Origin of the sequence: Nonomuraea sp. 3N208, from assembly GCF_052245935.1 — a bacterium.
In the GTDB taxonomy this organism is placed as follows: Bacteria; Actinomycetota; Actinomycetes; order Streptosporangiales; family Streptosporangiaceae; genus Nonomuraea.
On record NZ_JBQQBR010000027.1, the window covers coordinates 59,143 to 80,875 of the forward strand.

General features: G+C 68.8%; 19 protein-coding genes. 12 read left to right on the forward strand and 7 right to left on the reverse strand.

Features of this window, described 5'->3' with window-relative positions; all coding sequences use genetic code 11:
- The first annotated feature begins 50 nt into the window (after positions 1 to 50).
- The 5 genes from ACTWPT_RS35570 (at position 51) to ACTWPT_RS35590 (ending at position 6,610) form a co-directional block, all read left to right on the forward strand.
- Entirely contained in the window at positions 51 to 1,604 is a 1,554-nt protein-coding gene (locus tag ACTWPT_RS35570) for a glycosyltransferase family 4 protein (RefSeq protein ID WP_443181900.1), read from the forward strand.
- 115 nt (positions 1,605 to 1,719) lie between these two features.
- A complete protein-coding gene (locus ACTWPT_RS35575; protein ID WP_443181901.1) occupies positions 1,720 to 2,982 on the forward strand; it encodes a nucleotide sugar dehydrogenase in 1,263 nt (420 codons plus the stop codon).
- A gap of 19 nt (positions 2,983 to 3,001) precedes the next feature.
- Complete coding sequence (locus ACTWPT_RS35580; protein ID WP_443181902.1) at positions 3,002 to 4,090, forward strand: glycosyltransferase; 1,089 nt, start codon at positions 3,002 to 3,004, stop codon at positions 4,088 to 4,090.
- Positions 4,091 to 4,103: 13 nt separating this feature from the next.
- Entirely contained in the window at positions 4,104 to 5,900 is a 1,797-nt protein-coding gene (locus ACTWPT_RS35585; RefSeq protein ID WP_443181903.1) for a DUF4434 domain-containing protein, read from the forward strand.
- A 44-nt stretch (positions 5,901 to 5,944) separates the two neighbouring features.
- A complete protein-coding gene (locus ACTWPT_RS35590; RefSeq protein WP_443181904.1) occupies positions 5,945 to 6,610 on the forward strand; it encodes an NUDIX hydrolase in 666 nt (221 codons plus the stop codon).
- Positions 6,611 to 6,616: 6 nt separating this feature from the next.
- Here the strand turns inward: ACTWPT_RS35590 and ACTWPT_RS35595 are convergent, their stop codons facing one another.
- The gene (locus ACTWPT_RS35595; protein ID WP_443181905.1) at positions 6,617 to 7,015 is read right to left on the reverse strand and encodes an SDR family NAD(P)-dependent oxidoreductase; all 399 of its coding nucleotides are present in this window, start codon (positions 7,013 to 7,015) and stop codon (positions 6,617 to 6,619) included.
- 103 nt (positions 7,016 to 7,118) lie between these two features.
- The gene (locus tag ACTWPT_RS35600) at positions 7,119 to 7,433 is read right to left on the reverse strand and encodes a hypothetical protein (RefSeq protein WP_443181906.1); all 315 of its coding nucleotides are present in this window, start codon (positions 7,431 to 7,433) and stop codon (positions 7,119 to 7,121) included.
- A gap of 70 nt (positions 7,434 to 7,503) precedes the next feature.
- On the opposite strand from ACTWPT_RS35600, the gene hisC reads away from it, so the two are divergent.
- A complete protein-coding gene (hisC, locus tag ACTWPT_RS35605) occupies positions 7,504 to 8,562 on the forward strand; it encodes a histidinol-phosphate transaminase (protein ID WP_443181907.1) in 1,059 nt (352 codons plus the stop codon).
- A gap of 7 nt (positions 8,563 to 8,569) precedes the next feature.
- Here hisC and ACTWPT_RS35610 read toward each other — a convergent pair whose 3' ends face one another.
- From ACTWPT_RS35610 to ACTWPT_RS35630, 5 genes are read right to left on the reverse strand one after another with little or no spacing between them, the layout of a single operon-like run.
- Positions 8,570 to 10,084 (reverse strand): hypothetical protein, encoded by a 1,515-nt coding sequence (locus tag ACTWPT_RS35610; RefSeq protein ID WP_443181908.1) that lies wholly within the window; start codon positions 10,082 to 10,084, stop codon positions 8,570 to 8,572.
- A complete protein-coding gene (locus ACTWPT_RS35615) occupies positions 10,084 to 11,607 on the reverse strand; it encodes a hypothetical protein (protein WP_443181909.1) in 1,524 nt (507 codons plus the stop codon). Before ACTWPT_RS35615 ends, ACTWPT_RS35610 begins: the two co-directional genes overlap by 1 nt.
- A gap of 2 nt (positions 11,608 to 11,609) precedes the next feature.
- Positions 11,610 to 13,118 (reverse strand): hypothetical protein, encoded by a 1,509-nt coding sequence (locus ACTWPT_RS35620; RefSeq protein WP_443181910.1) that lies wholly within the window; start codon positions 13,116 to 13,118, stop codon positions 11,610 to 11,612.
- A 3-nt stretch (positions 13,119 to 13,121) separates the two neighbouring features.
- Positions 13,122 to 13,937, reverse strand: a complete 816-nt coding sequence (locus ACTWPT_RS35625; RefSeq protein ID WP_443181911.1) for a carbohydrate ABC transporter permease — start codon at positions 13,935 to 13,937, stop codon at positions 13,122 to 13,124.
- Positions 13,934 to 14,815 (reverse strand): carbohydrate ABC transporter permease, encoded by an 882-nt coding sequence (locus ACTWPT_RS35630; RefSeq protein ID WP_443181912.1) that lies wholly within the window; start codon positions 14,813 to 14,815, stop codon positions 13,934 to 13,936. The genes ACTWPT_RS35625 and ACTWPT_RS35630 overlap by 4 nt, the downstream gene beginning before the upstream one ends.
- A 192-nt stretch (positions 14,816 to 15,007) precedes the next feature.
- On the opposite strand from ACTWPT_RS35630, the gene ACTWPT_RS35635 reads away from it, so the two are divergent.
- From ACTWPT_RS35635 to ACTWPT_RS35660, 6 genes are read left to right on the forward strand one after another with little or no spacing between them, the layout of a single operon-like run.
- Positions 15,008 to 16,270 (forward strand): ABC transporter substrate-binding protein, encoded by a 1,263-nt coding sequence (locus ACTWPT_RS35635; protein ID WP_443181913.1) that lies wholly within the window; start codon positions 15,008 to 15,010, stop codon positions 16,268 to 16,270.
- On the forward strand, positions 16,260 to 17,246 hold the full coding sequence (locus ACTWPT_RS35640) for a Gfo/Idh/MocA family protein (protein ID WP_443181914.1): 987 nt from the start codon (positions 16,260 to 16,262) through the stop codon (positions 17,244 to 17,246). Before ACTWPT_RS35635 ends, ACTWPT_RS35640 begins: the two co-directional genes overlap by 11 nt.
- Positions 17,243 to 18,868, forward strand: coding sequence for a heparinase II/III family protein (locus ACTWPT_RS35645; protein ID WP_443181915.1), 1,626 nt, complete (start codon positions 17,243 to 17,245; stop codon positions 18,866 to 18,868). The genes ACTWPT_RS35640 and ACTWPT_RS35645 overlap by 4 nt, the downstream gene beginning before the upstream one ends.
- Complete coding sequence (locus ACTWPT_RS35650; protein WP_443181916.1) at positions 18,852 to 19,589, forward strand: amidohydrolase family protein; 738 nt, start codon at positions 18,852 to 18,854, stop codon at positions 19,587 to 19,589. The genes ACTWPT_RS35645 and ACTWPT_RS35650 overlap by 17 nt, the downstream gene beginning before the upstream one ends.
- Complete coding sequence (locus ACTWPT_RS35655; protein WP_443181917.1) at positions 19,586 to 20,392, forward strand: amidohydrolase family protein; 807 nt, start codon at positions 19,586 to 19,588, stop codon at positions 20,390 to 20,392. Before ACTWPT_RS35650 ends, ACTWPT_RS35655 begins: the two co-directional genes overlap by 4 nt.
- Positions 20,371 to 21,714, forward strand: coding sequence for a transcriptional regulator (locus ACTWPT_RS35660; protein WP_443181918.1), 1,344 nt, complete (start codon positions 20,371 to 20,373; stop codon positions 21,712 to 21,714). Before ACTWPT_RS35655 ends, ACTWPT_RS35660 begins: the two co-directional genes overlap by 22 nt.
- Positions 21,715 to 21,733 lie beyond the last annotated feature (19 nt).

Below are 21,733 nucleotides of genomic sequence, written 5' to 3' on the forward strand. Positions count from 1 at the left end.
GACTTCTCAAGGGCTTCGTTCAGCACCCCATCATCGTTTCCCGCGTCGTCGTGACGAAGGTCAAGTCCGACCCGGTCCGCGTGGCCCAGGCCGCCGCCGACGCGCTCCCGCCCCGGCTGCGCCCCATCGTGGGCAGCGTGGCGTGGCCCGCCGCGCGCCAGGCCAGGCGGCTGGTTCGCAAGCTCGGCATGCGCGTGATCAAGGGGCCGTGGAACGAGGCCAAGGAGCACTGGGACGCCGGCCGGGTCAGCCAGGCCGCCGCCGTGCTCGAGGCCCACACCAAATACCCGTTCGTCAAGCGCAGGGCCGCCTACTACCGGGGCGAGCTGGCCGCCATCAGCCCTGAGCCGATCCCGCCCGGGCCCAAGGTGGCCATACTGGAGCGGGTCCGGGGCCGGGTCATGCACCTGGTCACCAACGCGTTGCCGTACACGCAGGCCGGCTACACCGTCCGCACCCACCGCATCGTCACCTCGCAAAAGGCCGCGGGGCTCGACCCGCACGTGGTCACCAGCTGGGGCTGGCCGATGATGCAGGGGCACGCGGACGCGTCGCCGTACGAGGAGCTCGACGGCATCCCCTATTACCGGCTGCTGCCGGACGGGCACGGCGAGGTGCCCTTCGAGATGCGCGGGCGCATGATCAGGGGCGCCGACGCGGTCACCACGCTCGTCACCCAGCTGCGGCCGCAGGTGCTGCACGCCGCCACCGACCATCGCAACGGCTCCGTCGCGCACGCCGTCCGTGATCGTACAGGCACGCCGTTCGTCTACGAGGTACGCGGCTTCCTGGAGGAGACCTGGGCCTCCCGCGACCCGATCAGGGTCGGCAGCGAGCGGCACGTGCTCCAGCGCGAGCGCGAGGCGTTCCTCATGCGCGAGGCCGACGCGGTGGTCACCCTGGCCGAGACCATGGCCGCCGAGATCGTCGAACGTGGCGTCCCCAGGGAGAAGATCCACCTGGCGCCCAACGCGGTGGACGACTCGCTGCTGACGGCCCACTACGACGGCGCCTCGTTCCGGGACGCGTACGGCATCAAGCCCAACGAGATCGTCGTCGGGTCGGTGTCCAGCATCGTGGCCTACGAGGGGTTCGCCACCCTGCTGCGGGCCGCCGCGGTGCTGCGTGACCAGGGCTCGCCGGTGCGGGTGCTCATCGTCGGCGACGGCGCCGAGCGCGACAACCTCCTCGAGCTCGTCGGCGAGCTGGGCCTGCGCGACGCGATCCTGCCCGGCCGGGTCGGTCCTGAGGAGGCGCTGCAGGCGCAGGACGCCATCGACGTCTTCGCCTGCCCGCGCGAGGACCTGCGGGTGTGCCGACTTGTTACGCCATTGAAACCGGTCGAGGCGATGGCGCTCGGAAAGCCCGTGGTGCTCAGCGATCTGCCCGCCCTGTCGGAGCTGGTCGGCTCCGACGGCGCCGGGCTGCTGGTGCCGCCGGGCGATCCCGAGGCGCTCGCCAAGGCCATCGCCGGGCTCAGGGAGGACCCTGCCAGGCGGGCCGAGATGGGCGAGGCGGGTCGCACAGAAGTGGCCGCGAAGCGCACCTGGAGCCGCGTTGCGGAGACTTATCAAGCTCTATACCGATCCTTGGCCGAACGATGACCTTCAAGTTGGCTGTCTCTTGTGACGGTTTCCGTCGCATTAGGCGTGAGCTAGGTGGACTTGAGATAACCTTTGCCACCATGAAGTGTTGTTTCCGGCTCCTCAAGGCACAGCTGTGACAGAAATAGACTTGGCTGTCATCGGCCTGGGCTACGTCGGCATGCCACTCGCCAAGGAGGCGGTGGCCGCCGGTCTGCGAGTCGTCGGCGTGGACGTCGACCCTGTCAAGGTGGACGCGCTCAACGCCGGTCGGTCGTACATCGACGACCTGACCGACGCCGACCTCGAGCACATGCTGGCCAACGGGTTCAGCGCCACGCTCGACGAGACCGTGCTGACCCGGAGCGACACGATCGTCATCTGCGTGCCCACTCCGCTGGACGAGGACCACCGGCCGGACCTGTCCGCCGTGGAGGGCGCGACCAAGGCCGTCGCCCGCAACCTGAGCAAGGGCACGCTCGTCGTGCTCGAGTCCACCACCTGGCCGGGCACCACCGACGAGGTGGCCAGGCCCTTGCTGGAGACCTCGGGCCTGATCGCCGGTGAGACCTTCCACCTGGCCTTCTCGCCGGAGCGCATCGACCCGGGCAACCCCAAGTTCGGTCTGCGCAACACCCCCAAGGTCGTGGGCGGCTACACCGCGACCTGCCGGGACCGCGCGACCGCGTTCTACGGGCAGTTCATCGAGCAGGTGGTGCCGGTCAGCGGCACCCGCGAGGCCGAGATGGCCAAGCTGCTGGAGAACACCTACCGGCACGTCAACATCGCGCTCGTCAACGAGATGGCGATCTTCTGCGACGAGCTCGGGATCGACCTGTGGGAGGCCATCGAGGCGGCGGCCACCAAGCCGTTCGGCTTCCAGAAGTTCCTGCCCGGGCCGGGCGTCGGCGGGCACTGCATCCCCGTCGACCCGTCGTACCTGTCGTACACCGTGCGCAAGCTCGGCTACCCGTTCCGGTTCGTGGAGCTGGCGCAGGAGATCAACGAGCGGATGCCGTCCTACGTGGTGGCCCGCGTCCAGCGGTTGCTGAACCGGTATAAGAAGCCCGTGAACGGCGCCCGGGTCGTTATGCTCGGCGTCACTTACAAACCGGATATCGCCGACGAACGGGAAACCCCCGCCCTGCCGGTGGCGCGTGCGCTGCTGGAACTGGGCGCTGAGCTCTCGTTCGCGGACCCGTACGTCAAGGAGTGGTCGGTAGACGGCACCCCGGTGCCGCGTGAGGAGGACCTGGCCGAAGCCGTGGTCAACGCCGACGTGACGCTGCTCATGCAGCAGCACGCCGCGTTCGACCTCGCCATGGTCGAGGCGAAGGCCAGGCTCGTGCTGGACACCCGCGGCGTGCTCGCCGAGGGCGAACGCGTCGAGCGGCTGTAGCGACGGAGGGCTGCGCGCAGTGCACGTGCTCGTCATGACGGTGGTGCATAACCCCGAGGATGCTCGGATCCTGCATCGGCAGATCCGTGCCCTCGTGGATGCCGGTCATGAGGTCACGTATGCCGCCGCCTTCACCGCCTTCGGCGTCGTCCCGCGACCCTGGGTCACCGGAGTGGACCTGCCGAGAGCGGCCCAGCGCAACCGGATCTCGGCGACGTGGGCCGCGCGGCGGGTGTTCAAGCGCATGCGAGACAAGGTCGACCTCGTCCTGGTCCACGACCCCGAGCTGCTGTTCGCGGTGTGGGGCGTGCGCAACCGGCCGCCCGTCGTGTGGGACGTGCACGAGGACACCCCGGCCACGCTCTCGCTCAAGCCCTGGCTGCCCTCGGCTCTGCGGCCGCCGGTACGTTTCCTGGCCCGCCTGCTGGAGGGCACGGCCGAGCGGCACCTGCACCTGATGCTGGCCGAGACGGCGTACGCGGGCAGGTTCAAGCACGCCCATCCGATCGTGCCCAACGAGACGTGGGTTCCCGACTCCGTGACGCCGCCCGGCGACGACCGGGTGGTCTACCTCGGCTGGTTGTCCAGAGCCAGAGGCGTGATCGAGGCGGTCGAGGTGGCCAAGCTGCTGCAGCCGTACCGGGTGGCCGTGGAGCTGATCGGGTACGCCGACCCGCAGAGCCGCCCCGTGCTCAACCAGGCCGTCACCGAAGGTGTGCTTGAGTGGCGCGACTTCATGCCCAACGACGAGGCGCTCAAACGGCTCGACGGGGCGCTGGCCGGACTGTCGCTGCTGCATGACGAGCCGAACTACCGGCACTCGATGCCCACCAAGATCGTCGAGTACATGGCGCACGGCATTCCCGTCATCACCACTCCCTCGCCGCGGGCCGTGGAGCTCGTCGAGCGTTACGACAGCGGCGTCGTGGTGCCCTGGCAGGACCCCAAGGCCGTCGCCCAGGCCGTGCTGACGTTACGCGACGACGTACGCGAGCGGCGGGCGCAGGGCGCGCGCGGCTACGCGGCGGCCCGCGCCAATCACCACTGGCCCAACTCGGCGAAGCGCTTCGTGGCCCAGCTGGAGTCCTGGGCCGGGGTCAAGCGATAACGGGTTGCCTCACGTGCGCTGGCTCTTCTTCGTCGTGGGCGCAGCCGTCCTGGCTGTGGTCGCTGCTGTGATCATCGTGCTGCCTCCGTCGTCGGAGGCACCGGCCCCCACGGCGAGCCGCTCGGCCGCGGCCCAGCCGCCGTCGGACCAGCCGACGCCGAAGGTGAGCGAGTTCACCGACGGATGCGGAACGTTCGAGACCAAGGAGAAGGCCCCGTACGCCGTCACCGGCTACTGGATCATGCCCAGGTCGAACCCCTGCACCTGGCGCACCCAGCTGAAGGAGATCCACGACGTCGGCGGCGACACGATCATCAGGATCGGGTACGGCCTGCAGTTCCGCCCCGTGTCCGACGACGGCGAGATCCTGACCAGGGACGGCGAGCCCGACTCGCTCTACAAGGCCTGCGAGGAGGACGGCCTCAGCTGCCGCGACGCCGCCGAGCGGGACCTGAAGCAGGCCAACCCTGGCAACAGGATCGGGCGCACGTACGTCTATCGCACCGACGAGTCGTTCGGCGAGAACGTGTTCCGCTGCCCGCAGATGGAGCACAGCATCAGGGCGGGCAAGCGCACCTACTTCCGGATCATCACGCAGCCGGACGGCTCCGACGACTCCACCTGCGACTTCTCCCGCAAGGGCGCCTCCTACGACCTGATTCTGGTGGCCGGCGCGGAGAAGGACAGCCTGACCGAACTGCTCAGGCTGGGCGACCAGTTCGGCATTCGGATCTTCCCCGCACTCCCGCTGGCGCCGCGCGACCCCGATACGCCGATCAGGGCGTACAAGCACCACGTCGGCACGCTCACTACGCTGACGCGGCGCATCCTGCAGGACTACGGCGCCCGCTTCGCCGACAGGGCCTCGCTGGGCGGCGTCTACCAGCCGTTCGAGGTCCAGATGTCGGCCACCCTGGCCTCCAACCCGACGCTCGAGGTGTACGCCGGCCAGCACACGATCGTCGAGCAGGAGTTGCCCGGCAAACCCATCCTGATCAGCCCTTACATGGACGCGCGGCGGCGGGTGGGCTTCGGCCAGACGCCCAAGCAGGTGGCCGAGGCGTTCAAGGCACTGGCCAAGACCGGGGTCGGCATCATCGCCCCGCAGGACAGCAGGGGCACCGGCAAGGTGGGGCTGTTCTGGCCCGACGAGCGCGACGCCGAGGTGGACGAGCGGCTGTGGCCGGTGGTGGGGGAGTCCACGTACGGGACCGCGTACCACGGGTCCACGCGCGACTACTACCGCGAGATGTCGGTCGCCCGCGAGGAGATGATCCAGGCCGGCTACCAGGTACAGCTGTGGGCGAATGTGGAGGCGTTCGAGCCGTCGGGCGAGCAGCCCTGCGCCCCGCAGGGCACCCGCGGCAAGACCGACAAGAAGCGCCTGGACCAGGCGGTCACCATGGCCGGCAGGTACGTGCAGAAAGTCGTCTCCTACATGTGGAGCGACTTCATGACGTGCGGGCAGCCCTCGCTCGAAGAGGAGATCACGTCGGACTGGCAGCGCCCGATCGCGGTGGACGCCATCAGGCGCGCGCGCGACATCCAGGACGGCGTGGAGGTCCGCGGCTACAACCTCAAGGACAGCACGATCACCATCCAGTGGTCGGGTGGTACTAAAGACCTGGTGGTGTCGGGGGTGGGCTGGCTGGAGGCGGACCCGCTCGAGGAGTTGCCCGAGGGCATGGCCACGGCCTGGGTGCCGTTCGACTGGACCCAGGTGCCCGCCGGGGAGTGGGTGCGGATCACGGTCAAGGCACCCTCCGGCAAGGCCACTACCGAGCCTTTACACGTGCGCATCGCGACCTGACGACCATTTCGCGGTTCGCACGCATGTACGTGTAACGTGCGGTCATGGTCCCGAGCGTCCCGGTCAGCGTCGACCTGGTCGTCCTCACCGTGCGTAACCACGCGCTGAGCGCCTTGGTCTGGCGCCGTGACAACGCGCCGTTCCTGCGACGCTGGTCGTTGTCGGGCGGCTTCATCCAGTTGGACGAGGACCTCCCCGATGCCGCCCGCCGCATCCTCGCCGAACGGGCGGGCCTCCCGGGCGCGCCGGTGCACCTGGAGCAACTCCAGACCTACGGCTACCCGGACCGCGACCCGCGCCAGCGGGTCCTGAGTGTCGCCTACCTCGGCCTGGCCCCGGACCTGCCGGCCTCGGAGAAGGCCCACATGAGCTGGCAGCCGGTGGACGCGCTCACGGTCATGGCCTTCGACCACCGCCGGATCATGCTGGACGGGGTGGAGCGGGCCCGCGCCAAGCTGGAGTACACATCGCTGGGGGCGGCCTTCTGCCCGCCCGAGTTCACGGTGGCGGACCTGCGCCGCGTCTACGAGATCGTCTGGGGCCGCCCCCTGGACCCCAGAAACTTCCACAGGAAGGTCACCAAGGCGGAGGGCTTCCTGGTGGAGACCGGGGGCAGCACGACACGCGACGGCGGCCGCCCCGCCAAGCTCTACCGCCGCGGCCCCGCCGAGCTCCTCCACCCCCCGATGCTCCGCTCGCTCAAGGAATGATCCGGTTCAGCGCGGTGCGGGCACCACGGACAGTTCGCAGGCGTAGGCGTCCGCGGGGGCTGAGAGCGCCCAGACGATCATCTCGGCGAGCGTCTCCGGCTGGATGCAGCGCTCGGGATCGTACGGCCGGACGGCCAGCGTCCGCTCCCACAACTGCGGGCCGGCATCGGCGACGGCCGCGATGGGGGAGACGCCCGCGCAATGGATCAGCGCCTGCACGTCGGGCAGCTCACGGACGGCGGCGGCGAGCATTTCCGGCCGGGCGAGGTCGGCCTCGATCGTCGGCACGTCCAGCCGCCCGGCGTCGCGCCCGATGGCGGTCACCTGGTGGCCTGCCTTCGCCAGCGCGCGGACCAGTGCCGTCCCGATCCCGCCCGTGGCGCCGGTCACCAGCACATGTCCCATGGCCGTTCTCCCTTTTTCGATCTTCCATGGACGCTCCGCAGGATCATCGCACGGACGGCGTTGTGGCGGCCATGTCGCTGTGCCGCATCCGGGCGGGCTCGCCTTACCCGTTCAGTCCAAAGGCGAAGATGTCAGCCGCCGTCACGCACAATGTGTCCGGAGGAGCATCAGGGATCTCATCCCGAGCGCAAAGATAAAAGGCGAGGAAGTTGTCCGCGGCCAAGTGGACGCCCCTCCCCGCCTCCGTCGCCAGGACCAGATCGCCCTCCCGGATCATCTTGGCGTCGGGATGACAGGCCAAGCGTGCGAGATTGTGCTCGACGGACTGGTCGGACCGCCACCAGGAGAGGTAGAGGGGCATGCCGCCGACGATGCCGTACACCAGAGCGCGATTCGCAGGCGACAACTCGGGCAGCATCTCGGCGGCCTCGTGCGGGCCGGTGTACCTGGTTGATGCCTCACGGGGCCAAGGCTCTTAAGGTAGGGGCATGCCTCGTTTCCGCCAGATCCTGGACACCATGGCCCCCTACAAGCCGGGCAAGGCCGTCGCGGCTCCCGACGGGCGGTCGTACAAGCTGTCGTCCAACGAGTCCCCGTACGACCCGCTGCCGTCTGTGGTGGAGGCGATCGCCGAGGGAGCCCGTCATGTCAACCGCTACCCGGACCCCGGCGCGATCAAGCTGACCGAGGCCATAGCGGAGCGGCACGGGGTTCCGTTCGACCACGTCGCGCTCGGTCCGGGCTCGGTCACGGTGCAGCAGCAGCTGCTGGAGGCGGTGGGCGATCCCGGGGCCGAGGTCGTGTACGCGTGGCGGTCGTTCGAGGCGTACCCGCTGCTGTCGGACCTGGCCGGGGTCACGTCCGTGCGGGTGCCGCTGGCGGGCGAGGACCACGACCTCGACGCCATGGCGAGTGCGATCAACGACCGCACTCGCCTGGTCTTCGTGTGCAACCCGAACAACCCGACGAGCACCGCGATCCGGCGCGCCGAGCTGGAGGCGTTCCTCGACCGGGTGCCCGAGCACGTGCTGGTGGTCCTGGACGAGGCCTACCGCGAGTACGTCCGCGACGAGGACGTCCCCGACGGCCTCACGCTCTACCACGACCGGCCCAACGTGTGCGTGGTGCGCACGTTCTCGAAGGCCTACGGGCTGGCGGGGCTCCGGGTCGGCTACATGATCGCGCACGAGCCCGTGGCCGCGGCCATCCGCAAGACGATCGTGCCGTTCGCGATCAACCACCTCGCCCAGGTGGCCGCCGTCGCCTCGCTTCAGGCCGAGGACGAGCTGCTGGAGCGGGTCGAGCAAGTCGTCAAGGAGCGCACCCGGGTCCGCGAGGCGCTCATTTCGCAGGGGTGGACGGTGCCGCACAGTGAGGCCAACTTCGTCTGGCTCCGGCTCGGCGAGCGTACCCTCGACTTCGCCGCCGCCTGCGCCGTCGAGGGCGTCGCCGTCCGCCCCTTCGCGGGCGAGGGCGCCCGTGTATCGATCGGCGACCCCGAGGCGAACGACGCGTTTCTCAAGGCCGCCGCCGAATTCCGCACGTGAGTGTTCGCTACTCCCACGTCAGCAGGCGGGACAGCGTGATGAGGTGGGAGGAGTTGGTCGCGGTGAAGTTCGCGTACTTCGTACCGACCAGCGCCTTCACCTGGGGATCCCACTCGGTGAGCTCCAGCCACGAGTGCAGGTAGTAGTCGACCCCGTTGGCCGCGGTCCCGGTGCCGTCGACGTACAGGCTGAAGACGGGAGCCGTCGTGGAGCCGTTCCACATCTTCGCCAGCAGCGTGTTCTTCAGCGCCGTCATGTCGGCCGCCGTGAAGACCCGGGAGCTCCGATAGAACTCCAGGAACGCCGAGAGGTCCACATTGGCGTGGGAGAGATCCTCCTTCGTGGTCGCGTATACCGCGTAGTTCCAGATGTAGGCCCCGCCCGAGCTGGTCAGGTCGTTGCGGGTCCAGCGCGCCAAGCGGGTCGCCCGGTCCAGGTAGGTCGGGTTCCCGTTGACGGCGTGCAGCACCATGAGCATGTTCCCGAAGGCCAGTGCCTGGTTGTACGGCAGGTCGCTGGAGACCCTGCTGTGGCTGAATGCGTCGAAGTTCGGCGATTGCGTGTAGAGGCCCTCGGTGGTCCCGATCGGTTTCCACGTGTTGCCGATGTAGGAGCTCGACTCCCACCGCGGGACGATCTCGTTCTCCAGGAAGGCCCGGTAAGTGGCTGCCTTGGCGGCGTACCCGGAAAGGGCCGGGGTCTGGGCGACGAGGCGGACGAACTCGGCGATGGGGATGCCGATCATTCCGTCGTGCACGATGTACGGCAGGACCGCGCTCAGCTTGACGTCGTCGAAGTAGGCCGACCCGCTCACCGTGTAGGACCTGTGCTCCAGCCACACCTCCAGCGACCGTCCCGCCGGCAGCGAGCACGTGACCTCCTTGTAGGTCCACGTGCTGGTCGTGTACTCCAGCATGCACAGCGTCGTGGAGCCCTCGCGCAGCACGATGCGGCCCACGACGGAGCCGGTGCGCTTGCCCCAGCCGCGCAACACGTGCTGGGTGCCGCCCTCATAGGTGCTCGCCACGGGCTGGCGGAGCTTCTTCCACCTGGTCACGTCGGAGACGACGCGCACCGACTGGCTGCCCGTGCCGCTCGGCACGTCGGTGGTCCGGTAGATGTGGCTGCCGGCGTCCTGGAACCTGGTCCAGTTGGCGGGCAGCGTGGTGTCGCCGCTCGCGGCCGTCTCGAAGCTGGGGTTGCCCAGCTCGACCGGCGAATACCGGCTGGTGCTCCAGCCGAGGTAGCCGTCGCCGTCGATGTCGTCGGCGTGGGTCAGGATGGTGTCGGCGTGGGTGACCAGCTTGTCGAGCCAGTGGGTGTCCTGGGTGGCACCGTAGACGTCGAGATAGCTGCGCAGGATGTAGCTCTCGCCCCACGCCAGGTTCGCGCTGCTCTTGTTCGTGTAGAGCGAGTCGCCGATCTGGCTCTCCAAGGCGGTGTACTTCGCCAGCCACACGCTCTCGGCCGGGACGACGGTGGTGGTCAGGGCCAGGATGGCTGCGACCAGGCTGCGTAACATCAGGCCCCCCTGTGCGCGTGCCAGTTGAGGTAGGCGACGCAGAGCAGGTACGAGCCCTGCTGCGGCTGGGTCGCCCGGCCGTCGTAGATCGCCCGCGAGTGGGTGAAGACCGTCTCGTCCCAGGGGGCCACGGCCATCCAGCGCGGTGCCTGCATGTACTGCCCGGCGCTGTTGGTGGCGCCCGTGCCGTTGACGCGCGCGTACGCCGTGGCGATCCCGTCGGCGCCGGTCGGCGCGACCAGGTTCTTGCTGTAGGTGCGCGCGAAGCGGGCCATGTCGTCGCCGATGAAGGAGAGCTTGTGGCGGAAGGCGGCCACGGCGAACTCCACGTCGATGGCGCCGTGGCTGAGATCCTCGATCTGCCGGGCGCCGGCGGTGTAGGACGGCGTGAACTCCGAGACGTTGTCCGTCTTGGCGAAGCCCTGGTAGAGCTTGCCGAACTTCGGCCAGTACGGCCAGACGTAGGCGTCGTCGGCGTCGACGGTGAGGTCCAGGGAGAAGGTGTGGCCCATCCGGCGTACCCGGTCGCGGTAACGGTGGTCGCCGGTGGCGGCGGCGAGCTCGGCGAAGGTCTGGCCGAGTGAGACGCTCTGGTTGATGGGCTGCTCGGCGCCGTCATAGGCGAGCGGCGTCCCCTTGTTCCAGACGTAGTAGCCGCGGCCGTCCTCCGTCTGGCGCCACTCCTCGTCGTGCACGGCGGTGGCGTCCTTGGCCGCCTTGAGGAACTCCAGCGCCTTGCTCTTGTATCGCGACCAGAGCGAGGGGTTGGCCAGCACCGTCCTGGCGAACGTGGCCATTGGATAGGTGATCATGCCGGTGTGCACGCTGAAGATGACCGGCTGCGAGACGAAGGAGGTTGGTCCTTGGGCGGGCGTCGCGTTGCCGGAGGGGGACTCCCGCAGGTCGCGCGCCGTCACCATGGTCGGGGTCGGGTAGGCGTCGTAGATGCGCTTGACGGCGTAATTCGCCGACGCCGGGTCCAGCGAGAGGTCGGGGAATCTCGCCACCGTGTTGTTCCAGTTGTTCTTGACCTCCAGCGAGAAGCTGCCCTCGGCGCTGCCGGTCGTGACCGTCGCGACCGCTTGGTCGGCGTAGGCCAGCGCGGTGCGTACCTGCAGCAGCGGCGTGCCGTCGGCGTCCTTGAGCGTGGCGAAGCCCACCGTATAGGGGTGCATGGCGCGCCAGGCGGGCAGCGACTTGCCCCGGTGGTCGGTGACGCCGCGTGCCGAGTCGCGGTTGGCCAGCACCTGCTCCACGTTCTCGACCAGCCGGTCGAGGTAGTGGGTGTCCTTGTAGGCCTCCCACATGCGCATGAAGCCCATCAGGACGTACGACTGGCCCCAGGCCAGCGCGCCGTGCTCGTTGTTGTCGGTGGGCTTGCCGGTGCCGGTACCGCTGTGGAAGAGCCGGTCGAACAGGTCGAAGGTCTCCCTTGAGGTGTAGTCGTAGGCCGATGAGCTGGAGAAGCCGAGCGCGCCCACGGCGAGCGCGCCCAGGCCGAACTGCCGTCGGGACAGGTGCATGGTCAGGACCTCCGGGCGAACCAGTTGAGATAGGCCATGTTGGCGAGGTAAGAGGCGGGATAGGCGCCCTGGGCGGGTTGCACGGCCCGGGCGTCGTAGATCGAGCGGGAGTGCGCGAACACGCCGGCGTCCCAGGGGGCGACGGCCATCCAGCGCCCCGCCTGGAGCGAACCTTCGGCGTTCAGCGGCCCGCCGGTGCCGTCGAGCCGCGCGTTGGTGGTCGGCAGGCCGTCGGGGCCGGTGGTGGCCAGGTTCCTGGTGTACGTCCGGGCGATCCTGGCCAGGTCGATGCCCCGGTAGTAGATCTTGTGCCGGAAGGCCAGCGCGGCGAACTCCACGTCGATGCCGCCGTGGCTGAGGTCCTCGATCTGCCGCGCTCCGGCGATGGAGGGCGTGTACTCGGAGACGTTCTGGTCGGCCGTGTAGCCGTTGTAGGTCTTGCCGAAGGAGGGCCAGTAGGACCAGACATAGGCGTCACCGGCATCCGGCTTGAGCTCGCCTCCGAAGGAGCGCGCCATCCGGAGCGCCCGGTCCCGGTAGAAGGGGTCGCCCGTGGCCGCGGCCAGCTCCGCGTAGGTCAGCCCGAGCGCCAGCCACTGGTTGGTGGGCTGTTCCGTGCCGTCGTAGGGCAGCGGCATGCCCTTGACCCAGATCAGGTGCCCATCAGGCCGCCATTCCCGTTCGTGGACGGCCACCGCCTCCTTGACCGCCTGGAGGTATTCCAGCGCCTTGCCCCGATATTTCGTCAGGTGGCCGTCGTGCAGCACGATCCTGGCGAAGGCCGCCATCGGGTAGGTGATCATGCCGGTGTGCACCGCGAAGATCATCGGCTTCACGCTGAGCCGCGTCTCGCCCAGGACGGGCACGGTGCCGCCGGCCGGCGCCGGACGCGGATCGCGCGCTGTCACCATGGTCGGGGTGGGGTAGGCGTCGTGGATGCGCTTGACGGCGTAGTCGGGCGAGGCCGGGTCCAGCGACAGGTCGGGGAAGGTCGCCACCCGCCCGTACCTGGCGTTGCGCACCTCCAGGGTGAAGCGGCTGGCCGAGGTGCCCGCGCTGACTGTGGCGGTGGCCTCGTCAGCGTAGCTGAGCGCGCTGCGCACTTCGAGGAGGGGCTGCCCGCTCGCGTCCGTCAGCGTGGCGAAGCCCACCGTGTAGGCGCCGGCGGCCTGCCAGGCGGGCAGCGAGAGGCCGCGGTAGTCCTTGAAGCCGCGCTCGGAGTCGCGGCCGGCCAGCACCTGGTCGGCGTCGATGATGAAGCGGTCGAGGTAGGCGGTGTCCCTGTAGGCCTCGTACATCCGGGTGAACGCGAACATCACGTAGGAGGCACCCCACGCCAGCCTGCCGCGTTCGTTGGTCTCCGTCGGCTGGCCGGGCGCGCCGGCCTCGCGGAAGACCCGCTCGAAGTGGTCGAACGTCTGTCTCGATGCGTAGTCGTGTGCCGTCGAACTGCTGAAGCCGAGCGCGCCTACGGCGAGCGCGCCCAACCCTAACTGCCTGCGGGTCAACATGATCTAGCCCTTCACTGCGCCTCGCATGCCTTCGAGGACGTGGCGTTGCATGAGCATGAAAACGATGACGACTGGGATGATCGACATGATCGTTCCGGCGGCGAGCGTGCGGACGTCCGTGCCCGTGATTCCGGCGAGGTAGGAGATCCCGAGCGCGAGCGGGTACTTTGCGGAGTCCTTCAGCACGACCAGCGGCCAGATGAAGCTGTTCCAGACCGAGATGAAGCCGAAGATGCTCAGGATGGCCAGCGTCGGGCGGGCGGCCGGCAGCATGACGTGCCAGAAGATGCGCAGCTCGTGGCAGCCGTCGGTGCGCGCGGCGTCCACGACGTCGCGCGGCACGCCCGCGAAGGTCTGGCGGAGCAGGAAGATCCCGAAGGCGGACAGCAGGCCGGGCAGGATGACGCCGGCGAACGTGTCGGCCATGCCGAGCTGGGTGACCACCAGGAACCGCGGGATGAGCATGAGCTCGCCCGGCAGGAACATCGTGGACAGGATGGCGAAGAAGACGATGTTGCGCCCGCGGAAGTGCATCTGGGCCAGCGGGTAGGCGCACAGCGCCGAGACGATGACGTAGGCGGGCACCGTCAGGCCGACGTAGATGACGGAGTTGAGCAAGTAGGTGGGGTAGGGGATGGAGGTCCACGCCTCGATCACCCAGTTCAGCACCGGCGGCCGGGGGACGATGTCCGGCGGGAAGGAGTAGACGGCCTGGTCGGCGGGCTTGAGCCCGGCCGACAGCAGGATGAGGAACGGCCCGACGAAGACCAGCGCGATCGCCGTCAGCAGGATGTACATCCCCGCGCGCCGAAGGATCATGCGATGACCGTCCTTCCGCGGGTGATCCGGTAGTTGAGGATGGCCAGGCCGATCATCAGCACCCACAGGACCAGCCCCATGGCGCTCGCGTAGCCCATCTCGTAGCGCTCGAAGGCCGCCGACCAGATGTAGTAGCCCAGCGTGAGCGTCGCGTCCTGAGGCCCGCCCTTGGTCATCACGTAGATCGAGGTGAAGGCCTGCATCGCGTCGAGCATCTCCACGGTGATCGCGACCGCGATGTAGGGAATGAGCAGCGGAACGGTGATGCTCCGCAGACGGTGCCAGGCGTTGGCACCGTCCACGCGTGCGGCCTCGTAGATGCTCGCCGGGATGGTCTGCAGGCCGGCGAGGTAGATCATCATGTAGAAGCCCATGTTCTTCCAGCCTTCGACCAGGATGACCGCGGGCAGAGCCCAGGTCGGGTCGAGGAGGTACTGGATCGGCTCATCGAGCAGGCCGGCGCCGGTGAGCATCCAGTTGAGGACGCCCTGCTGGTGGAAGACGTACTCCCAGGCGATGCCGACCGCGACCATCGACGTCACGACCGGCAGGTAGTAGAGCATCCGGAAGGTCTTGATGCCCGGCAGCTTCTGGTTGACCAGTACGGCCAGCAGCAACGGCACCACGACCAGCAGCGGGAACATCCCGACGAGGAACAGGACCGAGTTGAGCAGCGCGGTCCAGAACCGGCCGTCGCCGAGCATGCGGACGAAGTTGTCCACGCCCACGAAGACGGGTGGCGGGGAGATCATGTCGTACTTGAAGAACGACAGCTGGATCGCCGTCACCGCAGGCCAGGCGAAGAAGACGCCGAACAGCACGAGCGCCGGCGCGGCGAAGAGATAGGGCGTGTACCAGCGCTGTCCAGGTATGCGCATGGCTTCACACCCTTCCTTGATGATTGTGACGGCCGTAGATCAGATAACGGATGGCCAGAAGTTATACAGATCTGATACATACGGTCAATAGCTGGCGCTTGACCGGAAAAATTTGAGCTGTCATTCTGCCGAAAGGAAGATTAAGGACGGCCAGAATCGAGGACCCCTGCGATGTCCCGTAGGTTTGCCTTAGTGACAGGTGCGCTGGCGCTGGCGCTCCTCACCACCGGCTGCGTGGCCGGCACGTCCAGCAACGCCCCGGCTGCCGCCGACGACCAGCCCTTCGAGGGCGAGGTGGAGTTCTGGACGATCAACCTCAAGAAGAACTACAGCGACTACATCGACGGGCTCATCGCCGACTACCAGAAGCAGCACCCGAAGGTCACGATCAAGTGGGTCGACGTGCCCGGCCAGGAGAGCGCGACCAAGCTGCTGGCCGCCGTGGCCAGCGGCGACGTGCCGGACGTCGTCAACGTCAACTCCGTGGAGCTCGGCCGCTTCGTCCCGTCGCTGACCCCGCTCGACGAGCTGCTCAAGGCGGAAGACCTGGCGGACTTCCAGCCCAACCTGGTGGAACCGCTGCGCACCGACGGCAAGCTCTACGCCGTGCCCTGGTACAACGGCGGCGCTCCGGTGGCGATGTACCGCAAGTCCGTGGTGAGCAAGGCCGGCTTCGACGAGGCCGCCCCGCCGAAGTCCTACGACGAGGCGCTGGAGTTGGGCGACAAGGTCTACAAGGAGACCAAGATCTACGGCTCCAACATCATCCCGGACCACAACGTGCTCCGCTACTACGGCATCAGCCTGCTGTCGGCGGACAAGAAGAAGGCCGAGTTCAACACGCCACAGGCCGTGGAGATCCTGGAGAAGTTCAAGAAGAGCTACAAGAGCGGCATCGCACCGGGCGCGATCTCCAAGGACATCCGCAACCTGCCCCAGAGCCTGGAGAACGAGCAGATCGCCTTCAAGCCGACGGCCAACGCCGCCGAGCTGCTCAACATCCAGAAGAACTCGCCCGACGTCTACAAGGACCTGGTCATCACCGAGCCGGTCCAGATGAACACCGGCAACTACCTCCTCCTGGCCCAGCAGGCCTTCTCCATCCCCAAGGCCTCCAAGCACAAGAAGGCGGCCGCCGAGTTCCTCAAGTACGTCACCAACGGCGCCAACCAGCTGGCCTTCTGCAAGATCGTGCCGATCTACCCGTCCACGATCTCCTCCACCAAGGACGCCTTCTTCACCCAGGCCGAAAGCGGCGACGCGATGGGCGCGGCCCGCCAGGTCATCGTGAAGGGGCTGGCCAAGCTCGAGTACAAGCCCATCGGCACCAGCAAGGACGCCGAGCTCGGGGAGTACCTCTCCGAGGAGGTCAGGGCATTCCTGTCGGGGACCAAGAGCGCCAAGGATGCGCTCGACACAGCAGAGAAGCAATGGAATGACGCACTTGCCTCCTAAGCTCAGAATCGGGATCATCGGCACCGGCATCATGGGGCGCGGCCACGCCGAGGTACTGGCCGCGCACCCCGACGCCGAGATCACCGCCGTCTGCCGCAAGCCGCTGGCCGATGCGCCGGTGTTCCCGACGTACCGGGAACTGATCGGGTCGGGGCTCGTCGACGCGGTGTCGATCACTACGCCAGACCACCTGCACGCGGACATGATGGTTGCCGCGGCCGAGGCCGGTCTGCACATCCTGGTCGAGAAGCCCTTCACGACCACGGTGGAGGACGCCGACCGGGCCGTGCGGGCCATCCGGCAGGCGGGCGTGGTCGCCATGTGCCTGTTCAACCACCGCTGGGTGCCTGCCTACGCGCAGGCCAAGGACCAGATGGGGGTGATCGGCGAGCCTGTGGTCGGCTACGCGCGCAAGGACGACACGATCTACGTGCCGACCGAGATGATCGGCTGGGCCGACCAGACGACGTGCGCGTGGTTCCTGTCCAGCCACGACATCGACCTGCTGACGTGGCTCTACGACGACCACGTCGTGGAGGTCTTCGCCACCGCCCGGTACGGCAAGCTGCGCGACCGCGGCATCGACACGCCCGACGCCGTGCAGATCCAGGCCCGCTTCAGCCGCGGCGCGGTGGCCACGTTCGAGTCGGCGTGGATCTACCCCAACACGTTCCCGACGATGGTCGACAGCTACGTCACCGTCGTCGGCGAGGACGGGGTGATCCAGCTGGACCGGCAGAAGGAGAACATCCAGCTGGCCACCGACAAGGCCTACACGTACCCGCGCAACATGCTGCAGCGGGTCGTGCACGGCGTGCCCGCTGGCGCGTACCGGGATGCGATCCACCACTTCGTGGCGTGCGCGCGCACCGGCACCGAGCCGCTGATCACAGTGGAGAGCTCGCGCCACGTCACTGCGGTGCTGGCGGCGGCGCACGAGTCCGTCCGGTCGGGTCTGCCGGTGAAGGTCTCATGAAATATGTGGAGAAGGCGCCGCATGTGGACCCGGTGCGCATGCGGCACATCACCGACGAGGCGCTCCTGGCCGAGCTGGGCGTTACGTCGATCGCCGAGGCCAGGCCGTGGCGCCGCCCCGACCCCGCCTGGGACGGCCCCGCGACGATCGAGGAAGCCGACGCGCTCATCGGCGCGCAGGTCGATTTCCTCGACAAGGGGCGCGGGCGCTCGCAGCTGTACGGCTTCCACTACCTGCGGTGGATGACGCCGCTGGTGCACGCCTACCGCGAGACCGGCGACGCGCGCTACGCCGCGGAGTGGGACCGGCTGTTCCGGCAGTGGTACGGCACGCGCGACCAGGTCGAAGGTGACTGGCCGGGCCTCGACGTCATCTGGTACTCGCTGGGCGTCTGGGCCAGGTCGATGCACGTCACCCGGGCCATGGCGGAGCTGGCGGACGAGCCCGCGCTCAGCGACGAGTGCTGGGCGATGATGATGAAGACCGTCCTCGGCGGCGCCCGCTGGTCGGCGGAGGAGCACGACGAGTTTCGGCACGGTAACTGGCAGTTCGTCTGCGCCGCCGAGCTCCTGCACGTCGCCACGCTCTTCCCGGAGCTCTCCGAGGCGCCGCGGTGGGCCGAGATCGGCCGGGCGCGCGTCCTGGAGCACCTGGAGCTCGACGTGCGGGCCGACGGCGGGCACCACGAGCGCTCGCCCGGCTACCACGGCATGGTCCTGGACGCCGTGCACCGCGTGCTGGCGCTGGACCCGGGCTTCGCCGAGCACCCCAGGGTGCGGGCCATGCACTCCTGGTTCGCCTCCCTGGTCACCTCCGGCGGCTGGATCCCGCACCTGCAGGACAGCGGCGTGGTCTGGCCCGCCGACGCGCTCCGGCGCGGCGCGGAGCTGGGCGTGCGGCCCGAGCCTGGGTCACACCTGCTGGACGCGAGCGGCTACGCGATCTTCCGCGCCGGACACCTGCACACCGTGATCAACTACGGGCCCTACGTGGGGCACGAGCTCGAGCCGCACAGCCACCACGCGGCGCTCGACTTCGTGCTGTCGGGCTGGGGCGTGCCGCTGGCCTGGGAAGGGGGCGGTCCGCCGTCCTACGACGACCCCGGCTACTACGACTGGTACCAGGCGACCAGGGCGCACAACACGCTGCTCGTGCCCGGCGAGGAATACACCGAGGACCGCCGCGCCGCCTGCGACCTGTTCTCCGTGTCCGCGGAGGCCGACGTCTTCACCGGGCACCATCACGGCTACAGCGCGCGGCATGACCGCAAGATCGTCTTCATCAAGGGCGACCACCCGTACTGGATCGTCACCGACCGGATCGACGCGGAGGCGGTCTGGCAGATCCACGGCCTGTCGCCGTGGGTGGAGCACGACGGTGGATTCGTGGGCACCCGCGGCCCCGGAATCCTCGTGGTGCCTCTGGAGCCGCCCGACGAGGTGCTGTACGGGACGGGTCCGGCCAGGATTCCCGACCCCGCCACCAGGACCGCCGAGTACGGCGAGATCCACTCGCTCGGCCTGAGGCGAAGCGACGGCAGGTTCACCGTCGGCATCTTCCCCTACCGTGACGAGCCACCCTCAATCCCGGAAGATTGGACGGTTCATGCTGATCGACGCTGACGCGATGCTCGGGCGCCACCCCCGCAGGGATATGGGCACGGGCTCGATCACGGAGGCGCTGGACAGGATGGACCGCTTCGGCATCGCGGAGGCCGTGGTCAGCCACACCCTGTCGTGGCTGCACGACCCCGCGACGGGCAACAGGGAACTGCTCGGCCTGGTCGCCGATCAGCCCAGGCTGCGCCCCTGCTGGGTGCTGCTGCCCGACACCTGCGGCGAGACCGGCACGCCGGACGAGTTCGTGACCGCCGCGCTGGAGTCCGGGGTGTGCGCCGTCCGCGCCTACCCCGCCGACCACGGCTACGACCTCGCCGGCGGCGACTGCGCAGCCATGCTCGGCGCGGTCGCGGAGGCCGGGCTGCCGCTGCTCGTGGACGCGGCCCAGACCGGCTGGCCCGCGGTGGAAACCGTCGCCGCCGAACACCCGAAACTGAGGACTGTGGTGGGCGCGCTCGGCTACCGCCAGCTAAGGCAGGCGGCCGGGGTGCTCTCGCGTACCAGCAACGTCTACCTGGGCCTGGCCAACTTGTCCTCGCACTGCGGACTCGAATGGCTCGTCGAGCGTTACGGCGAGCGCCGTCTCGTCTTCGGCACGGGCGCGCCGCTCAGAGACCCCGCCGAGGCGGTCACCCGGCTGCTGTGGTCGGAGCTCGACGACGGGGCCGTGGCGGCCATCGGCGCCGGCACCCTGCTGGACCTGCTACCCGTGAGGGCGGTGTGAACGCGATCACCTCCGCGCTGTGGCGGCGGCGCCCGCAGACCAGCGTCAGGATCGTCGACGCACACGCGCACGCAGGCCCCTACAGCCTGTTTTTCATCCCCGAGGCGTCCCCGGACGCGATGGTCAGGGTGATGGACAGGTGCGGCGTGGCGCACGCCGTCCTCTCCAGCCACCTGGCGATCCAGCTCGACGCGGCGGCGGGGAACGCCGCGACCGCCGAGGCGGTGGACCGCGCGCCGGACCGCTTCACCGGGTATCTGACGATCAACCCCTGGCAGGACCCCGATGGCGAGCTGGGCAAATGGGGGGCGGATCCGCGCTTCGGCGGCATCAAAATCCACCCCGACCTGCACGATTACCCGCTCACCGGCAAGCGCTACGCCGGTGTGTGGGAGTTCGCGCAGCGCACCGGCTGTCCGGTGCTCACCCACACCTACGACGGCTCCCCCTACAACGACCTGGCGGAAGTGGACGCCGTCGCGTCGGAGCATCCCGACGTGGTGATCATCGCAGGGCACGCGGGCGCGACCCCGCTCGGTTTCGAGAAGGCCATAGAGGTGGCGCAGCGGCGCCCAGGTGTGATCCTGGAGGTGTGCGGGTCCTTCAACACCGGGCCCGACATCGCCAGGATGGTGCGGGAGGTCGGGGTCGACCGAGTGGTCTACGGATCCGACTTCCCCTTCATCGATCTTCGGATCTCGCTGGGGAGGGTACTCTTCAGTGGCCTCGGGGAGAAGGACCAGGCCGCGGTGCTCGGTGCGACGATGACCCGCTTGCTTCAGTGGAGATCCGGACTGGGGTGATCAAGATCATGGATCGGCTGCGTTCGGAGTCGAGGTCCAGAGTGGCGATCGGGATCGTAGGGCCGCACGATCTCGTCGAAGAGATCATGATGATCGGCGCCGACCTTCCGGCCGCGGCCGACTGGCGGCTGGTCGGCGCGCCGCACGCCGAGGAACACGAGACCTACGACAAATTCCTGCGGATCTCCGACAGCATCGACGTGGTGCTGTTCACCGGGCCTCTCCAGCATGACCTGGCCAGGCAGAGGGGCGAGCTGCCGGTCCCCGCCACGTTCGTGCCCATGAGCGGGGCCAGCCTGTACGCCAGCCTGCTGCGTGGGGTGCTCACCCACGGCGTGGACCCGGCCAGGGTGAGCATCGACTCGTTGCCCGCCGCCGACGTCGACGAGGCGTACGGCGAGATCGGAGTGAGCACGGCCGGCGTGCACCTTTCCGAGTACGACCGGCCGGAGTCGGCGCGCGGCTTCAGCGCCTTCCACGAGCAGCTCTACCGCCAGGGTGCGACCACCGCGGCGCTCACCACGATAAGGAGCGTCGCCAACAAGCTGACCGCCGCCGGGGTGCCTGTGCTGCGCCTGCTGCCGACCTCGCACACGTTGCGTCTCGCGCTCAACACCGCCGCCCTGCTCGGCACCGGCAGCAGACTGGAGGACGCGCAGATCGCCATCGTGGTGGTCGAGCTGGCCGCCTCCGCCAAGCCCAGTTACTCCGGCCCGGGCAATTACTGGCAGCAGGAGCTGAAACTGTCGCTGCACCGCTCGCTGCTCGCCGACGCGCGGCTGATGGGCGCCACCGTGGTGCCCCGGGGCGAGAACAGCTACGTCGTCACCGCCACTGTCGGCGCTCTCGGCCAGGCCACCGACGGGTTCAGGGTGGCGCCGTTCATGGACCGGATCCACTCCGATGCCGGGGTGGCCGTCGAGGTCGGCATCGGGCTCGGCAGCACGGCCCGCGACGCCGACGCCAACGCGCTGGCGGCCGTCGAGAAGGCGCGCCAGGCAGGGGCCGCCGCCGCGTACCTGGTCGGGGGCGACGGCACGGTGCTGTCGCTGCCGGTGCGCAGGCGCAGGCGGCAGGAGAGCGAGCCCGCCGTCGCCACCAAGGCGGCCAAACTGCTCGAACGCCTGGTGGAAAGCCTCGACGACAGCGACACGATGGTGGTCGACGCCGAGATCGTCGCCGACGTGCTGTCGGTCTCACCCCGCAGTGCCCGCCGGGTCCTCCAGAGTCTCGCGGAGGAGGGCCTGGCCTGGCCGATGCCTCCGGTCAAGGGCACCCAGGCGGGCCGGCCCCGCCAGCCGTACCGGCTCGTGCGAGGTTAGGCGTCGCCGAGGCGCACGC

Coding starts and splice junctions, on each gene's coding strand:
- ACTWPT_RS35590 (WP_443181904.1), top strand. CDS start 5,945: ATGGTCCCGAGCGTCCCGGTCAGCGTCGACCTGGTCGTCCTCACCGTG.
- ACTWPT_RS35595 (WP_443181905.1), bottom strand. CDS start 7,015: ATGGGACATGTGCTGGTGACCGGCGCCACGGGCGGGATCGGGACGGCA.
- ACTWPT_RS35600 (WP_443181906.1), bottom strand. CDS start 7,433: ATGCTGCCCGAGTTGTCGCCTGCGAATCGCGCTCTGGTGTACGGCATC.
- hisC (WP_443181907.1), top strand. CDS start 7,504: ATGCCTCGTTTCCGCCAGATCCTGGACACCATGGCCCCCTACAAGCCG.
- ACTWPT_RS35610 (WP_443181908.1), bottom strand. CDS start 10,084: ATGTTACGCAGCCTGGTCGCAGCCATCCTGGCCCTGACCACCACCGTC.
- ACTWPT_RS35615 (WP_443181909.1), bottom strand. CDS start 11,607: ATGCACCTGTCCCGACGGCAGTTCGGCCTGGGCGCGCTCGCCGTGGGC.
- ACTWPT_RS35620 (WP_443181910.1), bottom strand. CDS start 13,118: ATGTTGACCCGCAGGCAGTTAGGGTTGGGCGCGCTCGCCGTAGGCGCG.
- ACTWPT_RS35625 (WP_443181911.1), bottom strand. CDS start 13,937: ATGATCCTTCGGCGCGCGGGGATGTACATCCTGCTGACGGCGATCGCG.
- ACTWPT_RS35630 (WP_443181912.1), bottom strand. CDS start 14,815: ATGCGCATACCTGGACAGCGCTGGTACACGCCCTATCTCTTCGCCGCG.
- ACTWPT_RS35645 (WP_443181915.1), top strand. CDS start 17,243: ATGAAATATGTGGAGAAGGCGCCGCATGTGGACCCGGTGCGCATGCGG.
- ACTWPT_RS35650 (WP_443181916.1), top strand. CDS start 18,852: ATGCTGATCGACGCTGACGCGATGCTCGGGCGCCACCCCCGCAGGGAT.